Source organism: Paraburkholderia sp. GAS448 (genome assembly GCF_050435685.1).
GTDB lineage: Bacteria > Pseudomonadota > Gammaproteobacteria > Burkholderiales > Burkholderiaceae > Paraburkholderia.
This window is the reverse complement of sequence record NZ_JBNDKT010000003.1, coordinates 63,686-86,986: the sequence shown is the minus strand read 5'-3', so window position 1 is coordinate 86,986 and position 23,301 is coordinate 63,686. Positions and strand designations below refer to the sequence as shown.

20 protein-coding genes are annotated in these 23,301 nt (G+C 63.8%); 8 read left to right on the top strand and 12 right to left on the bottom strand.

The genetic code is table 11. The annotated features are described in order from the left end of the window. The first annotated feature begins 473 nt into the window (after window positions 1-473). Window positions 474-2,171 carry a methyl-accepting chemotaxis protein gene (locus P3T23_RS06865; protein ID WP_429315777.1) on the top strand — a complete coding sequence of 566 codons (1,698 nt, stop codon included), beginning with the start codon at window positions 474-476 and terminating at the stop codon, window positions 2,169-2,171. Window positions 2,172-2,184: 13 nt separating this feature from the next. Next, window positions 2,185-2,481 carry a hypothetical protein gene (locus P3T23_RS06860; RefSeq protein ID WP_429315435.1) on the top strand — a complete coding sequence of 99 codons (297 nt, stop codon included), beginning with the start codon at window positions 2,185-2,187 and terminating at the stop codon, window positions 2,479-2,481. 592 nt (window positions 2,482-3,073) lie between these two features. Here the strand turns inward: P3T23_RS06860 and P3T23_RS06855 are convergent. Further along, window positions 3,074-4,738 carry an MFS transporter gene (locus P3T23_RS06855; protein WP_429315434.1) on the bottom strand — a complete coding sequence of 555 codons (1,665 nt, stop codon included), beginning with the start codon at window positions 4,736-4,738 and terminating at the stop codon, window positions 3,074-3,076. Between the two features lie 103 nt (window positions 4,739-4,841). Between P3T23_RS06855 and P3T23_RS06850 the strand changes: the two genes are divergently transcribed. Then, entirely contained in the window at window positions 4,842-5,738 is an 897-nt protein-coding gene (locus P3T23_RS06850) for a LysR family transcriptional regulator (protein ID WP_429315433.1), read from the top strand. Then, entirely contained in the window at window positions 5,735-7,159 is a 1,425-nt protein-coding gene (locus tag P3T23_RS06845) for a PLP-dependent aminotransferase family protein (protein ID WP_429315432.1), read from the top strand. The genes P3T23_RS06850 and P3T23_RS06845 overlap by 4 nt, the downstream gene beginning before the upstream one ends. Before the next feature lie 52 nt (window positions 7,160-7,211). Here P3T23_RS06845 and P3T23_RS06840 read toward each other — a convergent pair whose 3' ends face one another. From P3T23_RS06840 to ahpC, 6 genes are all read right to left on the bottom strand, one after another. Beyond that, window positions 7,212-7,784, bottom strand: a complete 573-nt coding sequence (locus P3T23_RS06840) for a DUF934 domain-containing protein (protein WP_429315431.1) — start codon at window positions 7,782-7,784, stop codon at window positions 7,212-7,214. Further along, on the bottom strand, window positions 7,771-9,429 hold the full coding sequence (locus P3T23_RS06835) for a nitrite/sulfite reductase (RefSeq protein ID WP_429315430.1): 1,659 nt from the start codon (window positions 9,427-9,429) through the stop codon (window positions 7,771-7,773). Before P3T23_RS06835 ends, P3T23_RS06840 begins: the two co-directional genes overlap by 14 nt. A 53-nt stretch (window positions 9,430-9,482) precedes the next feature. After that, the gene (locus P3T23_RS06830) at window positions 9,483-9,698 is read right to left on the bottom strand and encodes a DUF2970 domain-containing protein (protein WP_429315429.1); all 216 of its coding nucleotides are present in this window, start codon (window positions 9,696-9,698) and stop codon (window positions 9,483-9,485) included. A 119-nt stretch (window positions 9,699-9,817) separates the two neighbouring features. Further along, a complete protein-coding gene (locus P3T23_RS06825) occupies window positions 9,818-12,994 on the bottom strand; it encodes an EAL domain-containing protein (protein ID WP_429315428.1) in 3,177 nt (1,058 codons plus the stop codon). Between the two features lie 465 nt (window positions 12,995-13,459). Next, a complete protein-coding gene (gene ahpF / locus P3T23_RS06820) occupies window positions 13,460-15,058 on the bottom strand; it encodes an alkyl hydroperoxide reductase subunit F (RefSeq protein ID WP_429315427.1) in 1,599 nt (532 codons plus the stop codon). A gap of 164 nt (window positions 15,059-15,222) precedes the next feature. After that, on the bottom strand, window positions 15,223-15,786 hold the full coding sequence (gene ahpC, locus P3T23_RS06815; protein WP_429315426.1) for an alkyl hydroperoxide reductase subunit C: 564 nt from the start codon (window positions 15,784-15,786) through the stop codon (window positions 15,223-15,225). Between the two features lie 292 nt (window positions 15,787-16,078). On the opposite strand from ahpC, the gene P3T23_RS06810 reads away from it, so the two are divergent. Together P3T23_RS06810 and P3T23_RS06805 are read left to right on the top strand one after the other, a co-directional pair. Beyond that, window positions 16,079-16,495, top strand: a complete 417-nt coding sequence (locus P3T23_RS06810; RefSeq protein ID WP_429315425.1) for a cupin domain-containing protein — start codon at window positions 16,079-16,081, stop codon at window positions 16,493-16,495. A gap of 148 nt (window positions 16,496-16,643) precedes the next feature. Next, window positions 16,644-17,465, top strand: a complete 822-nt coding sequence (locus tag P3T23_RS06805) for an aldo/keto reductase (protein ID WP_429315776.1) — start codon at window positions 16,644-16,646, stop codon at window positions 17,463-17,465. A 21-nt stretch (window positions 17,466-17,486) separates the two neighbouring features. On the opposite strand, the gene P3T23_RS06800 is transcribed toward P3T23_RS06805, so the two are convergent. The 4 genes from P3T23_RS06800 to P3T23_RS06785 form a co-directional block, all read right to left on the bottom strand. Beyond that, window positions 17,487-18,410 carry a recombination-associated protein RdgC gene (locus P3T23_RS06800; protein WP_429315424.1) on the bottom strand — a complete coding sequence of 308 codons (924 nt, stop codon included), beginning with the start codon at window positions 18,408-18,410 and terminating at the stop codon, window positions 17,487-17,489. A 224-nt stretch (window positions 18,411-18,634) separates the two neighbouring features. Beyond that, entirely contained in the window at window positions 18,635-19,867 is a 1,233-nt protein-coding gene (locus P3T23_RS06795; RefSeq protein ID WP_429315423.1) for an MFS transporter, read from the bottom strand. A gap of 179 nt (window positions 19,868-20,046) precedes the next feature. Next, window positions 20,047-20,190: a hypothetical protein gene (locus P3T23_RS06790; protein ID WP_429315422.1), complete on the bottom strand. Its 144-nt coding sequence runs from the start codon at window positions 20,188-20,190 to the stop codon at window positions 20,047-20,049. 120 nt (window positions 20,191-20,310) lie between these two features. After that, entirely contained in the window at window positions 20,311-20,850 is a 540-nt protein-coding gene (locus P3T23_RS06785) for a YbaK/EbsC family protein (protein ID WP_429315775.1), read from the bottom strand. A 711-nt stretch (window positions 20,851-21,561) separates the two neighbouring features. Here P3T23_RS06785 and P3T23_RS06780 point away from each other — a divergent pair. Together P3T23_RS06780 and P3T23_RS06775 are read left to right on the top strand one after the other, a co-directional pair. Then, a complete protein-coding gene (locus P3T23_RS06780) occupies window positions 21,562-22,287 on the top strand; it encodes a cytochrome c oxidase assembly protein (RefSeq protein WP_429315421.1) in 726 nt (241 codons plus the stop codon). Further along, the gene (locus tag P3T23_RS06775; RefSeq protein WP_429315420.1) at window positions 22,284-22,796 is read left to right on the top strand and encodes a CopD family protein; all 513 of its coding nucleotides are present in this window, start codon (window positions 22,284-22,286) and stop codon (window positions 22,794-22,796) included. The genes P3T23_RS06780 and P3T23_RS06775 overlap by 4 nt, the downstream gene beginning before the upstream one ends. Here the strand turns inward: P3T23_RS06775 and P3T23_RS06770 are convergent. After that, window positions 22,760-23,272 (bottom strand): DUF2231 domain-containing protein, encoded by a 513-nt coding sequence (locus tag P3T23_RS06770; RefSeq protein ID WP_429315419.1) that lies wholly within the window; start codon window positions 23,270-23,272, stop codon window positions 22,760-22,762. The two genes, P3T23_RS06775 and P3T23_RS06770, sit on opposite strands and share 37 nt — an antisense overlap. Window positions 23,273-23,301: the final 29 nt, after the last annotated feature.

Genomic DNA, 23,301 nt, shown 5'->3' with positions numbered 1-23,301 from the left:
AGTCTATAGCGGCCGTCCCAGCGCCGATCAGCGAATGGCAGCTTAGGCCGAACTCCCATCTGCCGATGCGATTCGACGAACGGCCGTTGTACTTTGAAAGCCGACGTAGATGTCGCGCTGCGTCGACGGGCCGCAACGGGACCCACAAACGACATTCAATCCGCGGCATCTCTCCGTCTGCTTCCGAGGTACGGCGGTCGTTCAGCCTTTCATCTGAGTCACCCGAGCACCGGTGGTCCTGCCCGCGCGGCGCTCGACCCTCACTTGCTTAGATCGGCGCCGTCGTCCACGGTCTGGCCGGCTTGAGATTTCAGCGGGTCGACAGATTGTCGCCCCCCCATCAAGGGGGGGCGGAAACTACCCAAAGTTGCCGATAGACCCACTTAATACAAGTTGTCCGATTCTCAATAAATCAAATACCGAGGGACTTGACTGTGCCATCTCTGAAAAATCTTAGGGTCTTGACCCAGCTGATGCTGGGCTTTTCTACTGTGATCGCTCTGCTGATCGGCCTGGGTGCATTCAGCCTGTTCGAGGTGAGCGCTGAAAACAATCACGTTTCGCAGTTGCGCGACAACTGGTTACCTTCCGTACGCAGCAGCCTGCAGATGCAGTCCGGCCTCCGCGCGATTCGCCTCGCCGAATACCGGGCCGCCTCGTCCCTGACGCCAGCCCAAGCCCAAGAAGCGGAAACCCGGATCGAGGCGGGACTTGCGAACTACCGGCACGCAGATGCCGAATACCAGAAGCTGATCACTGAGCCAGAGGAGAAAACCGCCTACGCAGACATTCAGAGGCTCAAGCCGCAGTACCTGGACCTCGATCAGCAGGTCCGGGCGCTGGCGAAAGCTAGCAAACAGGTGGACGCGATGGTGCTCATGACAGGTCAGTCGGCCACGATTAGTGACGCCATCGAAAACGACATCAAGACGATCGTCGACGTCAACGTCGCGGGCGCGGCCCGGGAAGGCGAGGCGGCAGACCAGGCGTATTCGCATGCTGTTGCCCTGGTGGTCGGACTGATCGTCATCGCAACGGCAATTGCACTGGCGTTGGCGCTGGTCATTGCACGCGGCCTGGCACAGCAGCTTGGGGGGGAGCCACGCGACGCGGCGGCGCTCGCCAGCAGCATCGCGGACGGCAACCTGCGCACAGTGGTCCGGCTGACGGCCGGCGATCGCAGCAGCCTGATGTTCTCGCTGGGTGTCATGAGGGATCAGCTGACGACGATCGTGCGGGGCATCCAGGCTTCCAGTGAATCAATCTCGGTCGCGGCTGGCCAGATTGCGCAAGGCAACACCGATCTGTCCCAGCGCACCGAGGAGCAGGCAGCGTCATTGGAGGAAACCGCCTCGAGCATGGAAGAGCTGACCAGCACGGTCCGTCATAACGCGGATAACGCAAGGCAGGCGACCACGCTGGCCAGCAACGCGTCGGCAACTGCACGGCGTGGCGGCGAAGTGGTCGGACGTGTCGTTGACACGATGCAAGAGATCTCTGGCAGCTCGGCGAAAATGTCCGAGATCATCAGCGTGATCGAGGGTATCGCGTTCCAGACCAACATCCTCGCGCTCAACGCCGCGGTCGAGGCGGCCCGCGCCGGCGAACAGGGTCGCGGCTTTGCCGTCGTGGCCGGCGAGGTCCGCACGCTCGCCCAACGCAGCGCCACCGCGGCCAAGGAAATCAAGGATCTGATCAGCGAGTCGGTGAATCGGGTGGACGCCGGCTCGAAGCTCGTCGAGGAAGCGGGCAGCACGATCAACGAAATCGTCAAGTCAGTGAAGCGCGTGACCGATATCGTGGGCGAAATCTCGTCGGCGTCGGAAGAACAGAGCACTGGCATCGAGCAGGTCAACACGGCCGTCAGCCAGATGGATCAGGTGACCCAGCAGAACGCCGCGCTGGTCGAAGAAGCCGCAGCTGCTACGCAGTCGATGGCCCAGCAGGCCCAGGAGCTGCGTGAGGCCGTGGCTGTGTTCAGGATTGAAGATGCGGGGCCATCCGCGTCACGGGTGGTCGCCCCGCGGAGCGAACCGCGTCGGCCGGCACCGACAGGTCGCACGCCCCCTCCTGCAACGTCGACAAAGACAAAGACGACGCCAACCATGACCGCAGACAGGGATGCCGCAGTTACGACAGATACCGGTGCTGAGCACTGGCAGACATTCTGAGCGAGTCTGAAAAATGGACAATGCTAGCGAGGCGCTGGGCAAGATGGCCGGGCTTGTGACCACCAACACGAAGGCCATGAGCATGCTTGGCGGGCGGGCCATGGTGCTGGGTGCTTTTTTTGACGCGGCCCTGCCGCACCTCTCGACGTCGCAGTGCGCCGAGGTCGCCCGGTCATTTCGCCAGGGCATTGAAGACGCCATGGCGCGGATGGACGACGTAGCGTTGCCCGGCGAATATCACTCGGCGTTGCTTGGGCTCACCAATACCATCCTCGCCGCACTGAGTCGGGAATCTGCCACGCGCCAATAGCCTGAACCCTCGGCACCGCGCGACGCGAGTCAGGGCGCTCGCCAGTCAAAGCTGGCGTTTGCATAAGCCATGATGTGCCAGATACCTCAACCGGCCGGCGGGGATCCTGAGCTTAACCCTCTCTCAGGTGCTGGCCCGGCCCTCGGAATAGCCAGAATCTTTAGCCGACCTTAACCGGTCGGCTTTTTTGGGTCGGATCATACGGGATCAGCACCGGAGAATCTTTCCAGCCAGGATGATGCCCTTCATTACAAATAGATTGGCCGAAAAAACGACTGTCCAAAGTACTGAGATCTCAGCTACCGCGTACTGCGCTTCGAAATCAAGCTTTCTCACCGGACGAATCGAGAGTCGCCGTCGCTTCGCCAAATGGCCGTTTGTCGCGCATCAGCAGCCTTTCGCCAAAGGCACCGTGAAGGACCGCACCTGGCCGATTGGCGCCGGTCGAGCCCTGCGCCTTCGATCCGCCAGGGCCACCGAACCTGTGTCGAACTCTGTTGTCGATTCACTCCAGCGAAGCAACGTCATCTGCGACGTTGCCCTCGATGCAATCTCGTCGACTGCCTGAGGCTCGCCGCTCATCGCTTCGTGCTCAACTCCGGGCGGCCATCGTGCGGTTTCTGCCCAGCAGCCAGACGCCCGCTGCCACCAACCCGGCGAAAACGCCGGCCACGCACACGGCGGATGCAAAGCCGCTCGCGAAACTCGCGCGCGCCGCGGCGGCGAGCTGCGCGGCCGTGTCGAAAGGCAGGTGGGCTGTCGCATGCGCGACGTCGCCGGCCAGCACCCGCGACATGAAGCTGGAATCGAGCTGGCCGCGTATCGCGGGAGCAAGCGTCGTATCCGACTGAAGCGCAGTGCGCGTGCTCGCCGCCAGCACGGCGCCGAGTACGCCTACCGACGTAACGATGGCCGTGAAGCGCGTTGTCGTGCTGATCCCGGAGGCCATTCCCGTCCTGTTGACGGGCACGCACGCCATGATCGCCTTCTGCGTATCGCCGTTGAGGACACCCGCCCCGCAGCCCGTGACGATCATGGCAAGCGCGACAAGCCCATAATGCGCGTCGCGCGCGACGAATGCGGTGAGCAGGTTGCCCGCCGCGATCAGCAACAGCCCCACGCTCAGCAATGCGGTGCCCGATATGCGTGCGGACAGCGCCGCGCCGATATAGGGCCCCACGATCATCGCCATCGCAAATGGCAGCATGCCAAGGCCGGCCACCACTGCAGAAAGCCCGAACGCGTTCTGCAGATAGAGCGGCAGGAACGTCATCATGACCTGCGCGCACGCGGCATAGCCAAACATCGCCAGCACCGCCGCCACGAACTTCGGCTGCCTGAACAATGCAAGGTCGATCATTGCGTGACGGCGGGTCCGCTCCACCAGCACGAAGGCGATCAGCAACGCCGCGCAACCGGCCAATCTCGCGGCGGTAAGCGCGCTTGCCCAGCCCGCCGACTGGGCTCCGATCAGCGCCCAGACACCGAGCGCCAGCGCGCTCCCGAAGAGCGCACTGCCCGCGATATCGACGGGACCGGCGAGAGGATTGCGCGACTCGCGAATCGAACGCCTCACGCACCATGCGAGCACGGCGCACACAGGCAGATTGAGCAGAAAGATCCAGCGCCAGCCGAGCCATTGCGTAATGACGCCGCCGATCAAAGGCGCAATTGTCGTCGCGACGCCCATGCAGGTGCCCCACACCGCCCACGCGCGGGTTCGCGCCGGCCCCTCGTGGAACGTATTGGCGATCACTGCAAGCGCGGACGTGAGCAGCATCGACGCCCCCACGCCCTTGATGGCGCGCGCAACGTTCAGCAGTGTGGCCGACGGGGCCAGCCCGCAACCGAGCGATGCCAGCATGAACACGCCAAGGCCCGCCAGCAGCATCGTCCTGCGTCCCAGCCGGTCGGCGAGCGCACCGGCGGGAAGCAGGCACGCGGCAAACGCCACCATGTAGGCGCTCACCACCCATTCGACGTCCGCGAAACTCGCGTGAAACGATCGCGCGATGGACGGCAATGAAACCGCGACCACGTTCGTATCGAGCACGATCAGCGCGCAGGTGGCCGAAGCGGTACCCAGCACAAAACGCGCTGCACCGGACATCGGCAGGGTGCGCTCATGGGCTGTGCGGTCTACGCCAGCCGGATTGTCTGCAACCGCAGACGCTGGCCCGCCAGCCGGCACGATCGTTGGCTGAACGGGCTCAACGGATGGCGGATCAAGAACGTCTTCACCGGATTTCTGGGACATGCGGCTAACCACTCAGGCAAATCAGACCCGTCGATACTAGCTGCGCCCCTCTTGCCCGTCATTAACATAGAATCGCAGAATAATTGACGAATTCCTCAATACGATGCCACAGGTCGAAATTCGACATATACGCTGCTTTGTCTGCGTCGCGAAGCATCTCCACTTTTCCAGGGCAGCGGAAGAACTGGGGATTGCCGCCCCGTCGCTCACGAGGCAGATCCAGGAAGCCGAGCGCCTGCTCGGTGTACGCCTCTTTCTGCGGACCAAACGGTCGGTCGCGCTGACGGCTGCAGGCGAGGCGTATCTCGCCGAAGCGCTGGCGGCGCTCGAACATCTGGCGCGCGGCGAGGAGCGCGCGGAGCGTGCCGAGCGCGGCGAACTCGGCCGCGTCGAAATCGGCTACGTGGCATCGGCCGCTTACGCCGGCGTGCTGCAGAACACCGTGCGGGGTTTTCGTCGGGAACAGGCCGGCGTCAATGTGGCGATCCGCGAAGTGGCGATGGATCGCATCACGGCGATGCTCTGCGATGGCGCGATCGATATCGCGTACGTGCGTCCCCCCATGGACTATCCGGAAGGCATTCAGGCGACCACGGTCTATCGCGACACATTCGTTCTCGCATTGCCGGCCGACTGTGCGCTCGCGGCACTGGACACCGTCACGCCCGCGCAGTTGCGCGACCGGCGTTTCGCGTTGCCGGAACAGGACTACGGCACCTTCGAAGTCGCACGCCGCGGCCGCTTTGCGCCGAACCCCGGTCCGCGCCCGGGAACGCTCGCGGCCGTGCTGGCGTGCGTGTCGCTCGGCGGCGACGTCGCCGTCGTGCCCAACACGCTCGCCCAATGCATCACGTTGCCCAACGTCGTGTACCGTGCCATCGCCGGCAAGCCCATTCCTTCCGAAGTGGCGATCGCGTGGCGCAGGCACGAGCGCGCGCCGGCAGTCCGTGCTTTCCTGCGCTATGCGAGAAAATGCGCAGCGTCGGAGGACGATCGATGAAACGCTATGAAACCCTCGCCAGCACGATGGCGGACGAGATCCGCTCCGGCCACGTGCCCGTTGGTTCGCGCCTGCCTTCGTTACGCCAGATCATGGCCCAGCACGGCGTAAGCCAGTCGACCGTGTTTCGCGCCTATTACCTGCTGGAGGAATGGGGTTTGATTCGCGCCCGCGAGCGCTCCGGCTACTACGTGGCGCCCGGCGCAAGCGTGCCCGTGCCGCTTTCCGCGCGGCCAGCGAGCGTCGCAGAGTCCGCGAAGGTCGATATCAGCGAACTGGTCTTTTCCGTGCTCGAAGCGGCCAAGCAGCCAGGCATCGTGCCGCTCGGTTCCGCATTTCCCGCGCCCCAGCTGTTTCCGCTGCCGCGTCTGGCGAAATCGCTCGCGCACGCCACGCGTCTCATCAATCCGTGGAACACCGTCGTCGACCTGCCGCCTGGCAATGAGCAGTTGCGCCGGCAGATTTCGTTGCGCTACATGGCGATGGGCATTCCGCAACCCATCGAAGGCATCGTCATCACGAGCGGAGCGCTCGAGGCGTTGAACCTGTGCCTGATGGCGGTGACCCGTCCGGGTGATGTCGTTGCGGTGGAGTCGCCCGGCTTCTACGCAGCGCTGCAGGCCATTGAGCGTCTCGATCTGCGCGCAGTGGAAATACCGGTCGATCCAGCATCCGGCCTGGACCTCGCCGCACTCGAAGAAGCACTGAAGACGCATCCGGTGCGCGCGTGCTGGTTCATGACGAACTTTCAGAATCCGACTGGTGCGACGCTATCGCCTGCAAAAAAGCAGGCGCTTGTCGAATTGCTCGGACAGCACGACGTCCCGCTGATCGAAGACGACGTGTATGGCGAACTGCATTTCCAGCCCGACTATCCGTTGCCGGCGCTGGCCTTCGACACACGCGGGCTCGTGATGCATTGCAGTTCGTTTTCGAAGACACTTGCACCGGGCTACCGGATCGGTTGGGTGTCGGCGGGACGCTTTACCGACAGGATCCAGCGCCTCAAGCTGATGACGACACTGTCGGCCAGCATTCCGGCGCAGGCCGGTATCGCCGACTATCTTCAGCACGGTGGATACGACAAACATCTGCGCAAGGTGCGCAGCGCGTTGCGCGCGCAGTTGCATGCAATGGACGCCGCCCTTGCGCGCTGGCTACCGCCAGATGTCCGCTGGTCGCGGCCTGAGGGTGGCTATTTCGTGTGGCTCGAATTGCCGGAAGCGATCGATGCGATGGATCTGCACCGGCTGGCGATCGCGCGTGGGATCAGTCTCGCGCCCGGACCGATCTTCTCGGCGCGGCATGCGTACCGGCATTGCGTGCGGCTCAATTTCGGCCATCCGTGGGCGCCACCCATCGAGAATGCGATCAGGACGTTGGGCGAACTGCTGAGTGAGTTGAGCGCACGGCGCGCGTGATCATGCAGGCACGGGCCGCCGTCGTTCGCGGACCACGCCTGAGAACCTCTCATCAGGAGGCTCGCACATCCTCGTCGGTGTCGCGCCGCCGGAACAGCGGCCGAGCATCGCCGGCCATACCCTGATAGCGCACGGAGATCTCGCTGAACCCCTTGAGTGCGTCGCGGATGTTCTTGTCCGCGCGCACGGCGAAACTGTCGAAGCCACAGCGGCGCATGTTTTCCAGCTGGTCGCGCAGCACGTCGCCCACCGCACGGATCTCTCCCCGATACCCGAACCGTGTGCGCAGCACGAAGCCGATAGAGAGCCCGCGGCCGTCCTTGAAATTCGGGAAGTCGACGGCGATCAGCGGCACCTCCATCAGCGTCGACGCGTAGCCCTCGAAATCGGCATCCGGCGCAATCCATACACCGACGCCGTGCAACGCGGACGCCCCGCCCGCGGCTACAGCGCCCAGCCAGCTATCGACCGGCACGATCGCCCGTTCGCTATCGTGCCCGGCCAGCAGCGCGGCCGCCTCATCTTCGTCCCTGACAAGGCGCCACTCGTCGTCGACGATGACCGGTGCGGTGTCGATCAGGTGGATCACCTGACGCCCTGCTCCCTGTTCCTCAACGACCGGCATACACATGCTCCTTGAACACACCCACGCCGAGCCGCGCTACGGCATCGCTAAACGGTTCGTCGTGAATCCGGCGAGCACGGTAGACGTCGACGATCCGTTGCACCACGTCCGGCATTTCCTCGGCGCGAAACGACGGGCCGATCACCGTCCCGAGCGACGCCGCGTGCCCCTGTGCGCCGCCGAGCGTGACCTGGTACCACTCTTCGCCGCCCTTGTCGACGCCCAGCACCCCGATGTTGCCCATGTGGTGATGGCCGCACGCATTGATGCAGCCCGAAATATTCAGCGACAGGTCGCCGAGATCGTGCACGAAGTCGAGGTCGTCGAAACGCTGCTGGATGGCCTGGGCCACCGGAATCGATTTCGCGTTGGCGAGCGAGCAATAATCTCCGCCAGGGCAGGAAATGATGTCGGTAATCAGACCGACGTTCGGCGTCGCGAGCCCGGCACCCTCGAGTTCCTGCCACAGGGTGTGCAGGTCGCCTTCCCTGATGTCCGGCAGGATCAGGTTCTGTTCGTGCGCCACGCGTATCTCGCCGAAACCGCACCTGTCCGCGCATGCGGCAACCAGGTCCATCTGGTCGGCCGTCACGTCGCCCGGCGGCGCTACGATGCCCGGCTTGGTCGAGAGCACCACCGACGCATAGCCCGGCACCTTGTGCGGATGTACGTTGCGGCGCGCCCAACGCCTGAATCTCGCATCTTCCGCCAGATGACGGGCGTAGGTGGTGTCGCTCGCTGCGTCGGCGTCATAGTCCGGCGCAGAAAAACTCCTTGCCACGCGCGCATATTCGCCGGCGGTAAGCGTCGCCGGGCCGTCCTTGATGAACTGCCATTCCTCATCGACTTCGCGCGCGAACCGCTCCACCCCAAGCTCACGCACGAGAATCTTGATCCGCGCCTTGTACTTGTTGTCGCGGCGGCCATAGCGGTTGTAGACGCGCAGCACGGCTTCGAGATAAGTCAGCATGTGCTGCCAGGGAAGTGCCTCGCGCAGCAGCGAACTGAGAATCGGCGTGCGCCCGAGTCCGCCGCCCGCATAGACGCGCAGCAGCAATTCGCCGTCCGCGCCGCGATAGACATACATCCCGACGTCGTGCATGCGCACCGCCGCGCGATCCTCCTCTGCAGACGACAGCGCGATCTTGAACTTGCGCGGCAGATACGCGAACTCCGCGTTCAGCGTCGACCATTGGCGCAGGATTTCCGCAAGCGGCCGCGGATCGACGATCTCGTCGGCGGCGACGCCTGCGAACTGTTCGGTCGTGATGTTGCGCACGCAGTTGCCCGAGGTCTGGATGGCGTGCATGTTGACGGTCGCAAGCTGTTCGAGGATGTCCGGCGTGTCCTCGAGCCTGATCCAGTTGAACTGGATGTTCTGCCGCGTCGTGAAGTGACCGTAGCCCTTGTCATAGCGGCGTGCGATGGCCGCCAGCATGCGCAACTGGGCGGACGCCAGCGTGCCGTACGGAATCGCGACGCGCAGCATATAGGCATGCCGCTGCATGTACAGACCGTTCTGCAGGCGCAGCGGCAGGAATTCGTCTTCGCTCAGCTCGCCGGAAATCCTGCGCGCCACCTGGTCGCGAAACTGGTTGACCCGCTCCGCGACCAGCGTCCGGTCGAGTTCGTCGTATTGATACATTGCCGTTCAGTCTGGTTGGACATCCTGCAGCCGCCAGTGCGCTGCACGCTGTCCTAATGGGCCACCGCGACAGCAAGCTTCGCCGCGAAGAAGAGCACGCCACCGAAAACCGCGGCCAGCAGGACCGCGACAAACGGCAACAGCGGCAGCGGCACGGACGCCAGGTCGGTTTGATGGGATGCGCTCTTGCGAACGCCGAAAAAGCTCCAAAGAACCATCCGCATCATTGCCAGAAAAGAATTCATGATCCACCTCACGCTCAGGAACATCTACGTCTCGATGATGGATCTGCGGGAGCTTGCAAAGAAGTAGCAGTTGACGAATATTCGGGGGCAGCAGTGGAGCGGCGCAGTCAGGCGCGCAGTCAGGCCCGCAGTCAGGCCCGCAGTCAGGCCATCTCCCGCTCATTCGACCAGCACCACAGTTCCTCGGGCGACAGCGCCCGTGCATACAGGAAGCCTTGCAGCTCGTCGCAGCCGATACCGCGCAGGATCTGCGCCTCGTGCTCGCTTTCGACGCCTTCCGCCACGACACGCAGTCCCAGTTCATGCCCCAGTTCGATGATCGCCTTGATGATCGCCAGATCCGCCGGCGCGTCCAGCATGTCGTGCACGAACGCCCGGTCGATCTTGAGCCGGTCGAGCGGGAAGCGGTTCAGGTAGCTGAGGCTCGAATAACCGGTGCCGAAGTCGTCGAGCGACAGCTTCACACCGAGCGCACGGATCGCCCTGATCGCCTCCAGGTAGTTTTCGGCGCTATCCATCAGCACGGTTTCGGTGATTTCGAGTTCGAGCAGATCCGGTGGCACCCGGTGCGTCGCGAGGCTGCGCCCGAGCGTCTCCAGCAGATCCGGCGCGCGTAGCTGGATTGCCGACAGGTTGATCGACACGCGGATCTCCAGCAGATCCTGGTCGCGCCATTGCGCGATCTGGCGGCAGGCTTCATCGATGACCCACGCGCCGATCGGAATGATGAGGCGCGTTTCTTCGGCGACCGGAATGAACTGCGCCGGGGCAACCGTCCCGATCTGCGGACTGTTCCAGCGCAGCAATCCTTCGACCGCAACCAGCTCGCCCGTGCGCGCATCGACGCAGGGCTGATACGCGAGCCGCAGTTCGTTCCGCTCGATCGCCGTGCGCAGACACGCTTCGAGCGCGAGGCGATAGCGCGCGTGCTCGGCCATGTCCGGCGAGAAGAACTTGACCAGGTTGCGCCCGGCCGCCTTCGCCTGATACATCGCCGCGTCGGCGTTCTGCATCAGCGTTTCGATGTCGTGTCCATCTTCCGGATAAAGCGCCACGCCGATGCTGCACGACACCTGCAACGTCATGCCGCCGATTTCGTGCGGCTCGCGCACGAGCGGAATCAGGCGCTCGTCGAGCGTGCGCGCGACATCTGCCGCGTTGCTCACGCTGCTCAGGATGACCGTGAATTCGTCGCCGCCCAGCCGGCTCACCGTATCGTTGGCGCGCACCGCCTGCAGCAGCCGTCGCGACACGGAGCGCAGCAGAGCGTCGCCGATATGGTGGCCGAGCGAGTCGTTGATGTTCTTGAAACGGTCGAGATCGATGAAAAGCACGGCCACGCGCTGCCCCGTAATCTGCGCATTGCCCAGCACCACGCCGAGCCGTTTGGCGAACAGGGCGCGGTTCGGCAGCTTCGTCAGCACGTCGTGCTCGGCCAGGAACTGGATGCGCGCTTCGCTCTTCTTGCGATCGGTGATATCGACCAGCGTGCAGATGTAATGCGACACGCTGCCCCGTTTGTCGCGCACCGCGCTGATCATCAGCCACGCCGGATAGTCGCCGCCCTCGCGCCGGCGCACCTGGGCCTCGCCATGCCACGTGCTCGACCGGTCGACCAGCGCCGCGACGCCCGGGATCACCGCTTCGCCGCCCGGGCCGCCGATGATGAATGCCGGCGGCTTGCCGGCGACATCGTCGGCGCGATAGCCCGTCGCGCGATGGAACGACGCGTTGGCCGTCACGAAGCGGCGTTCGTCGTCGAGGATCACGATCGCCTCCGACGAGGCTTCGAACACCTTCCCCCACAGTTCGAGCCGCTGCTCCATCAGCTTGATCTGGTTGATCGGCGTGAACGCGGTCAGCACGGCATCGCGCCCCTGGAAATTCAGACGCCGAGCCGACAGCATCGCCCACGTCGGTTCCGCCGTGGCCTTCCAGCGCACTTCGAATTCGTCCACCGCGTCGCGATCGGACAGTTGCTGGAAAAAGCGCGCGCGCACGGCCGAATCGAGACCGAAAGCCCACGGGTCGGTCCCGCAGCCGTTCAGCCAGTAGAGCGCCGGCTTGTTCGCGTGCAGCACTTCATGGCCGGGAATCGCGGTGACCACCATCGGCACCGGCGTCGCTTCGACGAGCGCGTGTTGCGCCGCCGACGCCCGCGCGGTAGCGGCCAGTTCCTTCTGCACGTCGCGTTCGCGGTCGAGCTGTTCGAGCATTTCGTTGAAGCCCGTCACCAGCTGACCGATTTCATCCTGGCTGTGCCAGCTGGCACGCAGCGAATGGTCGCCGGTACGGCGCACCGTATCCATCACGCGCGCCAGATGGCGCAGTGGCCGCGAAATCTGCTGGGCGACGAAGTACACCATGCTGAGAATGCCGCACAGAAGAAAGAGCGCCGTGCCGAGATGGAGCCACATGCGCTGGAACAGACCGCGCACCCGCGCATGCAGCAGTTCGTCCAGCTGGGCGCCGGTGTCGCTCCAGGCCTGCTGCACACGGCCCGCCAGCGCCTGCTGCGCGTCGTCGACCGCGCGCAGCAGGGCAGGATCGGCGGCCCCGCCGCTGTCCACCACTACGCGCGCAACGCCGCGATACGCTTCCACTGCGGCACGCATCTCTTCGACCGAGGGTCGGAGCGATACGTCGAGCGTGTGGTTGGCCGCGGTCGCTTCGTCAAGGTCGGAGCGCAGCCCTTGCAGCACCGCGTCGAGCTGCCCTTCGAGCACGAGATAGCGCGTACGCATTTCTTCATGCATCGACGACACGCGCGGCCGGCTATGCAATTGCCGTCCAATGCGGTTGACGGAATCGAGCAATGCCGGATAACGCAGGATCGACAGCGACATCGCGTAGTAGCTGTCGAGATCCGGGTCGAGAATCAGATTGGACTGGTTGCCGACCCGCGTGACGAGTTCGCGGCAGGCGTCGAGCGCGTCATCGACCGCGGCCGCGCCCGATTGCGGTTGCTGCGCGAGAACTTCGAGCGCCGCGCGCACGCGCTGGTTGAGCGCGGCGCTTTCCATGTTCGCGCCGTAGCGCCCTTCGGCTTTGGCAAGACCGTCTGCCGCCTCTACGAACGAGGCCGCCGACGGAGGCTGGCCCGCCCCGGCAAGCGCCACGTCGACGAGCGCATCGCGTACGGTTCTGACATAGGCATTGCCGACGATTTCCTTGTTCGAGAAATCGATGGCGATGTATTTTTCGTGAATGAGAATGCCGCTGATGTAGACGACCGCAGTCAGATCGAGCAGATAGATCAACAGCAGTTTTCTGCCCACGCGAAGACGAGCGAGCAGCCGGAAGAACAGATTGCGCTTCATAGGGTGGGCCGCGTCCTCACCGGGATGACCGGTGACGGCATGCACGATCCGCTCGCGCGTGATGCTGTATCAGCGCTCAAGCGCAACCCCGAATGTTCCACAACCGACCTCCAACGAAAGAAACCCCAGAGCGCAATGCTGGCCGCACAGAATGGAAAACCGCTTGACTGTCAGGCATATCGGCGTCTCTAACCTCTTCTTTAAGTTTTGCCGGATATTCACTATGCCGGTGCGATAGTGCGACACACAGGTGCAGAAAACGCGCGACTGCGTGCGTGCATTGCACCTTCAGCAGGCAGCCGGACAACAGGCCGAGGCACGTCTCACGCACCATTGACCGACTGCAAACTTACATCGGACAAAAAGCAGAAAGGCGCGTGATCCACAACGTTTTTCAACGTCGCACATCACGCGCCCTTTGACCTGCAGCGGGGCTCCAGACTCTGGCAATACTCGCCGGGCAGATCAGCCTGCCACCAGCGCCTCGTCCTCGCTTTCGACCATCTCTTCGTCTTCGATGGTGTTGCGGATCAGGTGATCGAATGCACCGAGCGATGCCTTTGCGCCCTCGCCCACGGCGATCACGATCTGCTTGAACGGCACCGTGGTCACGTCGCCCGCGGCGAACACGCCGCGCACCGAGGTTGCGCCCTTCGCGTCCACCACGATCTCACCATGCTTCGACAGTTCGACCGTGCCCTTGAGCCATTCCGTGTTCGGCACGAGGCCGATCTGGACGAACACGCCTTCGAGTTCGATGCGCTTCGTTTCGCCCGAACGCAGCTCCTTGTAGACGAGGCCGTTCACCTTCTTGCTGTCGCCGGTGATTTCGGTGGTCTGCGCCTGGGTGATAACCGTCACATTGGCGAGGCTGCGCAGCTTGCGTTGCAGCACTTCGTCCGCGCGCAGCTGCGCGCCGAATTCGATCAGCGTGACTTCGCGCACGATGCCGGCCAGATCGATGGCCGCTTCGACGCCCGAGTTGCCGCCGCCGATCACGGCCACGCGCTTGCCCTTGAAGAGCGGGCCATCGCAGTGCGGGCAATACGCGACGCCATGGTTGCGATACTCACGCTCGCCGGGCACGTTGATTTCGCGCCAGCGCGCGCCGGTTGCCAGCACAATGCTTTTGGCCTTGAGCACGGCACCATTCGCAAGACGCACTTCGTGGATGCGTCCCGGAATCAGCGCTTCGGCGCGCTGGACGTCCATGATGTCGACGTCGTAACTTTTCACATGCTGTTCGAGCGCAGTGGCGAACTTCGGTCCTTCCGTTTCCTGCACCGACACAAAATTCTCGATCGCAAGCGTGTCGAGCACCTGGCCGCCGAAGCGCTCAGCCACGACCCCCGTCTTGATGCCCTTGCGCGCCGAGTAGATCGCCGCCGCCGCGCCGGCCGGCCCACCGCCGACGATCAGCGTATCGAACACCGGCTTCGTCGCCAGTTCCTTTGCTGCCCGTGCGCCTGCGCCGCTGTCGAGCTTCGCGAGGATTTCCTTCACGCCGCTGCGGCCCTGGCCGAACACGTCGCCGTTCAGGAACATCGTCGGCACGGCCATGATCTGGCGCGACTCGACTTCGTTCTGGAACAGCGCGCCGTCGATCGCCACGTGACGGATGCGCGGATTGATCAACGCCATCACGTTCAGCGCCTGCACGACTTCCGGGCAGTTCTGGCACGACAGCGAGAAATACGTTTCAAACTGATACTCGCCGTCGAGATTGCGGATCTGTTCGATCACCGCATCGTCGAGCTTGACCGGATGGCCGCCCACCTGCAGCAGCGCCAGCACGAGCGACGTGAATTCGTGGCCCATCGGAATGCCGGCGAAGCGGATGCCCGTGTCCTTGCCCGGCTCGCCGATCGAGAACGACGGCTTGCGCTCGGCATCGCCGCGACGCTCGATCACGCTCACGCGCTCCGACAGCGAAGCGATATCGGTGAGCAACGCCCGCAGTTCCTGCGATCTGGCGCTGTCGTCGAGCGAAGCGATGATCTCGATCGGCCGGCTGACCTTCTCGAGGTACGTTTTCAACTGGGTCTTGAGGTTGGCGTCCAGCATGGCTATTCGATTCCGTAGCGAGAGTTGGGTGCGTTCGTCCGCGTCGCGGGGGCATGAAGAAGCAACAGGTAACCTGCGGGCCGCGCCTGTGAAAGTCGCGAGGGCGGCCCGCACGAAGAGGCGCCATCCAGCGGATGGCGCGTCATGCTTCAGGCTTGATGCGTTTAGATCTTGCCGATCAGGTCGAGCGACGGCGTCAGCGTTTCAGCGCCCGGCGTCCACTTGGCGGGGCAGACTTCACCCGGATGCGCCGCGATGTATTGGGCAGCCTGCACCTTGCGCAGCAGCTCGCCGGCGTCGCGGCCAATGCCGTTGTCATGGATTTCGCACAGCTTGATCTCGCCTTCCGGGTTGATCACGAATGTGCCGCGCAGCGCCAGGCCTTCTTCTTCGATCAGAACGTCGAAGTTGCGCGAGATCGCCAGCGTCGGATCGGCGATCATCGGATACTTGATCTTCTGGATCGTGTCCGACGTGTCGTGCCATGCCTTGTGCGTGAAGTGCGTATCGGTCGACACGCTGTAGATTTCCACGCCCAGCTTCTGGAATTCGGCGTAACGATCGGCCAGGTCGCCCAGTTCGGTCGGGCAGACAAACGTGAAGTCGGCCGGGTAGAACACGATGACGGACCACTTGCCCTTGAAGTTCTCTTCGGTGACGGGCACGAAATCGCCGTTGTGATACGCGGTTGCCTTGAAGGGTTTGATCTGGCTGTTGATGATCGGCATTTGCTGCGTCCTCTTTTTGCGTGGTTGAGAAAGTGAGGACAGTATGTCTGCGGACACTTCATAGATGAAGTTGATTATCCATATGACGGTGATTGGCAATTGCTATTCGTCGTATGAGTCGCGCTTTATCAGGCAGCCAGGGAGCAGGCTCGGGCCTGCGGCGTAGAATTTCGTGTCGGCAGGCGAGGGAGCAGCGCCGCTGCGCCTTGTCAGCCGCGAGTCAAAGCCGCAATCCGCGCAGGCGCGCGACGCGGCACCCTCCGACCCAGGCTTCCGGCCACCAGGAGCGCACATGAACACCCCTTCACATGATGCGAAACCCACCGTCGTCAAGGTCCGGCCCGAGCGCGAGATTCTCACGCGCCAGCGGCTGCCCTACTTCGTCGGGCTGTCGGCGACCACGGCGGGCACGCAAGGGCTGTCGATGTATCTCGTCGTCGTGCCGCCGGGCGGCCATGCCGAAGCGCATAGTCATTGCGGCTACGAGACCGGTATCTACGTGCTGGAGGGGCGTGTCGAGACGAGATATGGACCGGGATTGCGCGAGTCGGTGGTGACCGAAGCCGGCGACTTCCTGTTTATTCCGCCGGGCGTGCCGCATCAGCCGTTCAACCTGAGCGACACGGCACCGGCCAAAGCGATCGTCGCCCGCAACCAGCCTGACGAGAACGAACAGGTGCTGCCGTACGATTCCGGCGATGAGCAATAGGTGCGACACCCTGCCCGTTAAGCCTCGCGGACGTGAGCTCTGCGAGGATCGACGGGCATTCCTGCGTCTTGGCGCGGGCGCCGCTGCGCTCGCATCGCCGTTCGGCCGTTCCGCACTCGCGCAAGCGCCGGCTCTGGGAGCGCAGATCATGAACAGCCGCCCTGTTCCCAGTACCGGCGAAAAGCTGCCGGTCGTCGGCTGCGGCACCTGGCGCACGTTCGACGTCGGCGATGACGAGGCCGCTCAGGCAAGGCTCGCCGACGTGCTGCGCGTGCTGTTCGGCGCCGGCGGCTCAGTGATCGACTCATCGCCGATGTATGGATCGTCGGAAGCCGTAACGGGCGCGCTGCTGACCCGGCTATCCGCGCATCAGAAGGCGTTTGTCGCGACCAAGGTCTGGACGCAGGGCCGCGATGAAGGCATCGCGCAGATGGAAGCATCGATGCAAAAGCTGCAGCAGCCGCGCATCGATCTGATGCAGATTCACAATCTGGTCGACTGGCGCACGCAACTCGTGACGCTGCAGGACTGGAAAGCGAGCGGCAGGATACGCTACATCGGCATTACGCACTACACGCCGAGCGCGTTCGACGAGGTGGAAGCGATCATGCGCTCAGAAAAAATCGACTTCGTACAGATCGATTATTCGGCCGACGACCGCGACGCGGAAGCACGCATCCTGCCGACGGCCAGGGAACGCGGCATCGGCGTGGTGATCAATCAGCCCTTCGGCGGCGGCAGCCTGCTCGCGCGGCTACGCGAGAGGCCCTTGCCGGGCTGGGCGCAGGAAATCGACTGCACGAGCTGGGCGCAGGTTCTGCTCAAGTTCGTGCTGGCCCATCCGGCGGTCACGTGCGTCATTCCCGGGACAGGCCGTCCCGAATACATGGCCGACAACGTGCGCGCCGGCTTCGGCCATTATCCGAACGATGCGCTACGCAGGCAGATCGTCGCGGCTGTCCGTGCCTGACTGCCCGGCCGCCGTTGACGCTCAGGCCGCAGCCGCCTGCGGCATCGCATCGCCCTGCTCGCCGCCGAGTGCTTCGACGATGTCGGCGAACATGCGGCCGAGTTCGAGCGTCATCAACGTGACGTCCGAATCGAAGCGTTCGTCGTCGTTTTGCGCGGTGGGATCCGACGCGTCCTTGATCACGTCGAGCGCCGTCACGCGCTTGATGGCCAGCGACGGCGTAAGAACAAACGACACCCGGTCGTTCCACGTCATCGCAAGACGCATGCACTGCTTGCCTGCTTCGATGTGCCGGCGCATGTCGTCGGCTTCGAGCGCGTGGCCCACGTAGCGCACCGTCGCGTTGCCCTCGGCGGCCGAGCGCAGCTCGGCATCCTGATCCAGCGTGAAGCCGCCCGGCGCAACGCCTGAGAGCACCCAGCCGGTCATTGCCGCGACCGGCGACTGCGCGACGCGCACGCTCGCGAGCGGCAATGCGTCGATCGATTTGACGAGCAGCCCGAGCACGTCGTCGCCCAAGGTCGGCGAAGCAGCATCGATGACGAGCCAGCCGTTCACCGTATCGATCCACACGCGCGTATCGCGACGGATGCTGAATGCGCGCGGCAGCAGTTCGTCGGTGACCTGCTCCTTGAGTTCGCGCAGCTGTTTGCGGCCAGGCTTGTAACCCTGCTGCTCCTCGATGTCGAGCGCGCGCGCCTTCGTGACCTGGTTGACGACGGAAGCGGGCAGCAGTTTCTTTTCCGAGCGGAACGTCAACAGCATCTGGCGGTTGATCGAGTAGACGAGCGCGCCGTCATCGCGCGGCGACGCCCAGCCGTGACGCTGCATCTCGACGCTGCTACCGGGCTGGAAAGCGTGCGGCGCGAGCCACTTTTCGAGTTGCTCAGGCGTGACGGACCAGGGGGCAGGAAGACGGTGAAGCTGAAGGTTCTTGAACCACATGGTATGAGCGCGGGCAAAGCGCCACATTCTATACGAGAGCTGCGCGGGATTTGTGCGAGATCTGCGCAGGCGTTACGCGAGACCTGAATGAAACCCGTGCGGCATCTGCAGTGAAATCGACGCGGGCGCAGCGCCAACGCTCCTCGCGCGATCGGTCACGTGCGACTCATCCGTCGATTTCGCACCGGCGCATGAGCCCGCCTGAATGTTGCATGAGGAGCGGCCTACCGCTCCAGTGACTGCGTACGCGCCAGTTCGGGAAAGATCCGCATCCACAGCAACGCAACCGCGATCGTCGCAATACCGCCAACCAGCACCGCTGGCTTCGCGCCCCACCACCCGGCTGTGAGTCCCGACTCGAACTCGCCAAGCTGATTCGACGTGCCGATGAAAAGCGCATTCACCGCACTCACACGGCCGAGCATTTCATCGGGCGTGCGCAACTGCACGAGCGACAGCCGCACGACAACGCTGATGACGTCCGCGGCGCCGAGCGTCGCCAGTGCCGCGAGCGACAGCAGAAAATGATGCGACAGCCCGAATACGATGGTCGCGGCGCCGAACGCGATCACACCGCCGAACATCGCCATGCCCGGGCGCCTGCGAAGCGGAAAGTGCGCAAGCCAGACCGTGCCCGCGAGCGCACCGACCGCCGGCGCCGAGCGCAGCAACCCCAACCCGAGTGGACCCGTCTGCAGCACGTCGCGCGCGAAAATCGGCAGCAACGCGGTGGCGCCGCCGAACAGCACCGCGAACAGATCGAGCGATAGCGCACCGAGGATCACCGGCTGCCGCCGGATGAACGCAATCCCCGAGAACACCGACTTGAGCGTGACAGGCGCGCGTGCGGCCGGTTTCGTCTGTAGCGGAATCGACCAGACGAGCATCGACGCCGCGAGGAACGCCACCATGCAGGCGATGTACACCGCACTCGCTCCGACGCCATACAGCAGGCCGCCGAAAGCCGGCCCGAGAATCTGCGCCGCCTGATTCGCCGAGGTGGACCACGCCGTGGCGTGCGCAAGCTCGGCGCGCCCCACCACGCCTGGCAGCAGCGAAGCCACCGACGGCGACTCGAACGCCCGGGCCGCACCGACCAGCGCCGCCAGCGCATAGATCGCCGGCGCGGTGAGCCAGCCGCCGAGCGTGCCGAGCAGGAACGCGAGCGCGACCATCGCTTCGACGCCCTGACAGATCGCGGCAACACGCCTGCGGTCGTAACGGTCGGCGACATGGCCGACGACGAGCGTCAGCGCGAACATCGGCAGGAACTGCGCGAGGCCCACGAGTCCGAGGGCGAAGGCACTGTGGGTCAGCGCGTAGATATGCCAGCCGATCGCGACAGCCAGCATCTGGAACGACAACGACGAGAGCACGCGCACGGACCAGAAACGCTGAAACGCGACGAAGCGTATCAATCGACCCTGGGCGGGCAACGGAGGAGGTTGGCTTGTCATGCAGCTATCAGGCCGGGTATCGGGCAGGTTCTCGGGCACGTTGTTTTTGTGTCGAAACACCTGACGCTTTGACGGAATATCGCGGCCACCTGTGATCATGGGTGGCGAGTGGCAACAACGGGTGGACCGGGTGAAACGACGCGGCCCCGCACGAGGCGGGGCCGGTTCAGCAGTTCGCCTTAGTGGCAGCGCTTTTCCATGTGATGATGGATGCGCACCTCATGGCATTCGCGATGATGGTGATGATAATCGTTGGCGAACGCCTGCGAGACGCTACCGAAACCGGTTACAACGACTGCAACTGCGAGCAAAACCTTCTTCATTACACATCCTTCAAACGGGAACGGGGGATGCGCATGCTACCAAAAGGCACATTACGAATGGCTAACCGGAACGGCTGGCCGCGCAATGGGACGCGATGGCGCCAACCCGCCCCACCTCGTTCAGGCAGCGGGAAAAGTGAGACTCGCGATCTCGCAGTCAGGCAACTGCCGCAGAACGGCAGGCGCCAGCAGCAGCTTGGCCGCACGCACGCCTGCGCCCATGACGACCTGCGAGCGGTCCATCACCGCGGCGTCGACCAGAACGCGCCAGCCGGCGGGCAAGCCGAACGCCGTGATGCCGCCGAACTCCATGCCGCTGTGTTCAACCGCAACTTCCCGCTTCGCAAACGACAGCCGCTGTGCGCCGAGACACGCCTTCACGGCGCCATTGATATCGAGACGCAACGATCCCAATGTCACGACGGCCGCGTACTGCTCCGTGCCGTCTTTCCTGTAGCGAAGAACGATCGTGTTAGCGCAGTCCTCGAGGCCGAAGCCGTAACGCGCGCTGAATTCCGCTGTATCCGACGCGTCGTCGCTAACCGAAAACGCGACGACTTCCCGCGCCGGCAGGCGCGCCACGACCTGGGCAGGAAGATGATCGGAGAGTTGCTCTGCCGGAATCACATCCAGCTTCTGTACGAGTTCGTGCGAGTGCATAGGTGACAAGGTTGTGCTGGTCCGACTTCGCATTCTAGCGGCTGGGGTGATTCTGCGTCAGCATGAGTACAAGGCCATATAGCGTTGAGGCGTATGGTTAATCATGAGCGGAAGAATTGAAAAGTTAAAAGAACTGTAACTTCTTCGTTATCCTCTATTTTTCGGAATCATCTTGTAGAAGGGCACCCCTGCATCTGCCGATACTATCGACGTCGATACTATCGACGTTCATACCTCCGTAGACCGGCGCAGAGGAGTCCCCCCTCAGTCGCTGTGGTTGGCCCCGCTCCGGCAGAGCGGGGCTTTTTTTGTCTGGCAACCTGGTCCCGGACCACTGCGAAACGGACGCACGACAGACCACCTGTCACCGGGCGCGATTTCCGCCTGGACACCAACAGCTTTCAACAACAACGGCGGCGCAACTGCAGGCCTCGTCGACAGTTACGACACGGTCGTGCGACGCGTTCCGCCCATGAATCACCGCCAGTATTCAAACACCGCTTAACTGCGGCGTAATTTCGATGGCGGTCCTGGCGTGCTGTCAGGCTCCGGTTGTCAGCCTTCATCAGACTGCAAGCTCATTCGGCGTACCAATCTCCACATTTGCCCGGTCTGTCTGCTACTATCATTTCAAATTAACAGGTCTCTTCAAACTCGCGGGTGATCGCTGCATTGCGGCGAGGCTGGACACCGGAGAAAGGACATCGTGTCATGCCAGATGCCATGATCGCGTACTGCGGCCCCGCCGCAGTCCCGCACGATTTCTGGGTACGCTGGAATACCGATCCGCTGCTGATTGCAGCGCTCGCGGTCGTGGCAATCGTGGTCGGTCGCGGTCGCTCGGCCGATGCACGAGCGGGCTGGGTGGCGATTGCACTGATGGTCGTCGTCTTTGTCTCGCCCCTCTGCGCACTGTCGTCGGCACTGTTTTCGGCGCGGGTGACACACCATATCCTCCTCGTCACCGTCGTGGCCCCTCTGCTGGTGCGGGCCTTTCCGCTACGAAGCATCGGCTCTCCTCCGCTCGTTGCGCTGGTCACCGCCCATGCGCTCATCCTGTGGCTCTGGCACGCGCCCGGACCCTACGCCTTTGGCCTCGCCAGTGTGCCAGCTTACTGGCTGATGCAGATATCGCTCCTTGGGAGTGCCTGGCTCATGTGGCGGGCCATCCTTGCACCATCGGTGCCAACCGGCGCCGCATTGATAGCACTCGTCGCAACAATCGGACAGATGGGTTTGCTTGGCGCGTTGATCGTCTTCGCACCCGAGCCGCTGTATGCCGTGCATTTCGCGAGCACCGCCCCCTGGGGGCTCACTCCGCTTGCCGACCAGCAACTTGCCGGACTCCTGATGTGGGTGCCGGCGATGCTGCCTTATCTCGGCGTGGGACTCTGGCTCGCCTGGTTCAGCCTCCGGCACAGCGAGCCCGCACTGTGACGACCTTCCTCAAGTTCGTTCACCTCGCGGCGATCGCGCTCTGGTCGGGCGGCCTGATCGTGTTGCCATTCCTGTTCTGGCAGCGCAGGACACTGCCGGCGGGACCGGATCTCGACCGCCTGCACCGCATCACGCGCCTCGTCTACGTGGAGCTGACCTCGCCTGCCGCCTTCGTCGCCATCGCGAGCGGCACGGCGCTCATCTTCCTGCAGGCGACCTTCGTGGAATGGTTTTCCCTGAAGATGGTGCTGGTCGGCATCATGGCGATGCTGCACGTCGTCGCCGGGCTCGTGCTGCTGCACCTGTTCCTGCCCGACGGCCACTTCGGCCGGCTATCGTGGCTGGCGCTGACGATCGCCTATGTCGTGGTGATCGTCGCGATCATCTGGGTGGTGCTGGCCAAGCCGCACATCGATTCGAACCAGATCGCCCCGCATCTGTTCGAGCCCGGCGGACTCGCCCGATGGCTGCATCAGTCCTTCGGCGAAACCAGAATGCCAACGCCATGATCGAACACGAGCTTGCCTCCGTGCCAGCCGGCGAAGCCGGTCATCACCGACGCGAGAGCCGACAGTGCGAGGCCATGCGGCAGGATGCTTGCTGGATCAATCAGGCGCAGACCCCAGTTGGCTGCCGCGATGGCAACGAGCGTCATCGCGGCGACCGCGTGGGACCAGCTCGCCTCGCGCAGCCGGATGCCGCGCACGAGCAGGAGCTCGGCTGTGCCGACGACGCTCGCGCCCACGCCGCTCCAGAACGCGAAGCCGGCGGACCACAGGCCCGCCCTCACCCAGAACGGATCGCCCGACCACCAGTAGATGACATCGATGCCGAGCGTGGCGACCACGAACGCGATCGGGAAATGCACCATCATCACGTGGATCGGATGCCCGACGAGGGCGACTGCCGAACCGGCATCGAGCCGCAACAGTTCCAGCATGACCTGACTCTGGGGTTCCTTGCCGGTATCGCCTTTCTTCGCCATGGTTCCAGCCCCTCCCATCGGATACGGCA

What these genes read in the sequence shown, in the direction of transcription:
- P3T23_RS06865 (WP_429315777.1), top strand. Translation starts at nt 474, where the DNA reads ATGCTGGGCTTTTCTACTGTGATCGCTCTGCTGATCGGCCTGGGTGCA.
- P3T23_RS06860 (WP_429315435.1), top strand. Translation starts at nt 2,185, where the DNA reads ATGGACAATGCTAGCGAGGCGCTGGGCAAGATGGCCGGGCTTGTGACC.
- P3T23_RS06855 (WP_429315434.1), bottom strand. Translation starts at nt 4,738, where the DNA reads ATGTCCCAGAAATCCGGTGAAGACGTTCTTGATCCGCCATCCGTTGAG.
- P3T23_RS06850 (WP_429315433.1), top strand. Translation starts at nt 4,842, where the DNA reads ATGCCACAGGTCGAAATTCGACATATACGCTGCTTTGTCTGCGTCGCG.
- P3T23_RS06845 (WP_429315432.1), top strand. Translation starts at nt 5,735, where the DNA reads ATGAAACGCTATGAAACCCTCGCCAGCACGATGGCGGACGAGATCCGC.
- P3T23_RS06840 (WP_429315431.1), bottom strand. Translation starts at nt 7,784, where the DNA reads ATGCCGGTCGTTGAGGAACAGGGAGCAGGGCGTCAGGTGATCCACCTG.
- P3T23_RS06835 (WP_429315430.1), bottom strand. Translation starts at nt 9,429, where the DNA reads ATGTATCAATACGACGAACTCGACCGGACGCTGGTCGCGGAGCGGGTC.
- P3T23_RS06830 (WP_429315429.1), bottom strand. Translation starts at nt 9,698, where the DNA reads ATGTTCCTGAGCGTGAGGTGGATCATGAATTCTTTTCTGGCAATGATG.
- P3T23_RS06825 (WP_429315428.1), bottom strand. Translation starts at nt 12,994, where the DNA reads ATGAAGCGCAATCTGTTCTTCCGGCTGCTCGCTCGTCTTCGCGTGGGC.
- ahpF (WP_429315427.1), bottom strand. Translation starts at nt 15,058, where the DNA reads ATGCTGGACGCCAACCTCAAGACCCAGTTGAAAACGTACCTCGAGAAG.
- ahpC (WP_429315426.1), bottom strand. Translation starts at nt 15,786, where the DNA reads ATGCCGATCATCAACAGCCAGATCAAACCCTTCAAGGCAACCGCGTAT.
- P3T23_RS06810 (WP_429315425.1), top strand. Translation starts at nt 16,079, where the DNA reads ATGAACACCCCTTCACATGATGCGAAACCCACCGTCGTCAAGGTCCGG.
- P3T23_RS06805 (WP_429315776.1), top strand. Translation starts at nt 16,644, where the DNA reads ATGAACAGCCGCCCTGTTCCCAGTACCGGCGAAAAGCTGCCGGTCGTC.
- P3T23_RS06800 (WP_429315424.1), bottom strand. Translation starts at nt 18,410, where the DNA reads ATGTGGTTCAAGAACCTTCAGCTTCACCGTCTTCCTGCCCCCTGGTCC.
- P3T23_RS06795 (WP_429315423.1), bottom strand. Translation starts at nt 19,867, where the DNA reads ATGACAAGCCAACCTCCTCCGTTGCCCGCCCAGGGTCGATTGATACGC.
- P3T23_RS06790 (WP_429315422.1), bottom strand. Translation starts at nt 20,190, where the DNA reads ATGAAGAAGGTTTTGCTCGCAGTTGCAGTCGTTGTAACCGGTTTCGGT.
- P3T23_RS06785 (WP_429315775.1), bottom strand. Translation starts at nt 20,850, where the DNA reads ATGCACTCGCACGAACTCGTACAGAAGCTGGATGTGATTCCGGCAGAG.
- P3T23_RS06780 (WP_429315421.1), top strand. Translation starts at nt 21,562, where the DNA reads ATGCCAGATGCCATGATCGCGTACTGCGGCCCCGCCGCAGTCCCGCAC.
- P3T23_RS06770 (WP_429315419.1), bottom strand. Translation starts at nt 23,272, where the DNA reads ATGGCGAAGAAAGGCGATACCGGCAAGGAACCCCAGAGTCAGGTCATG.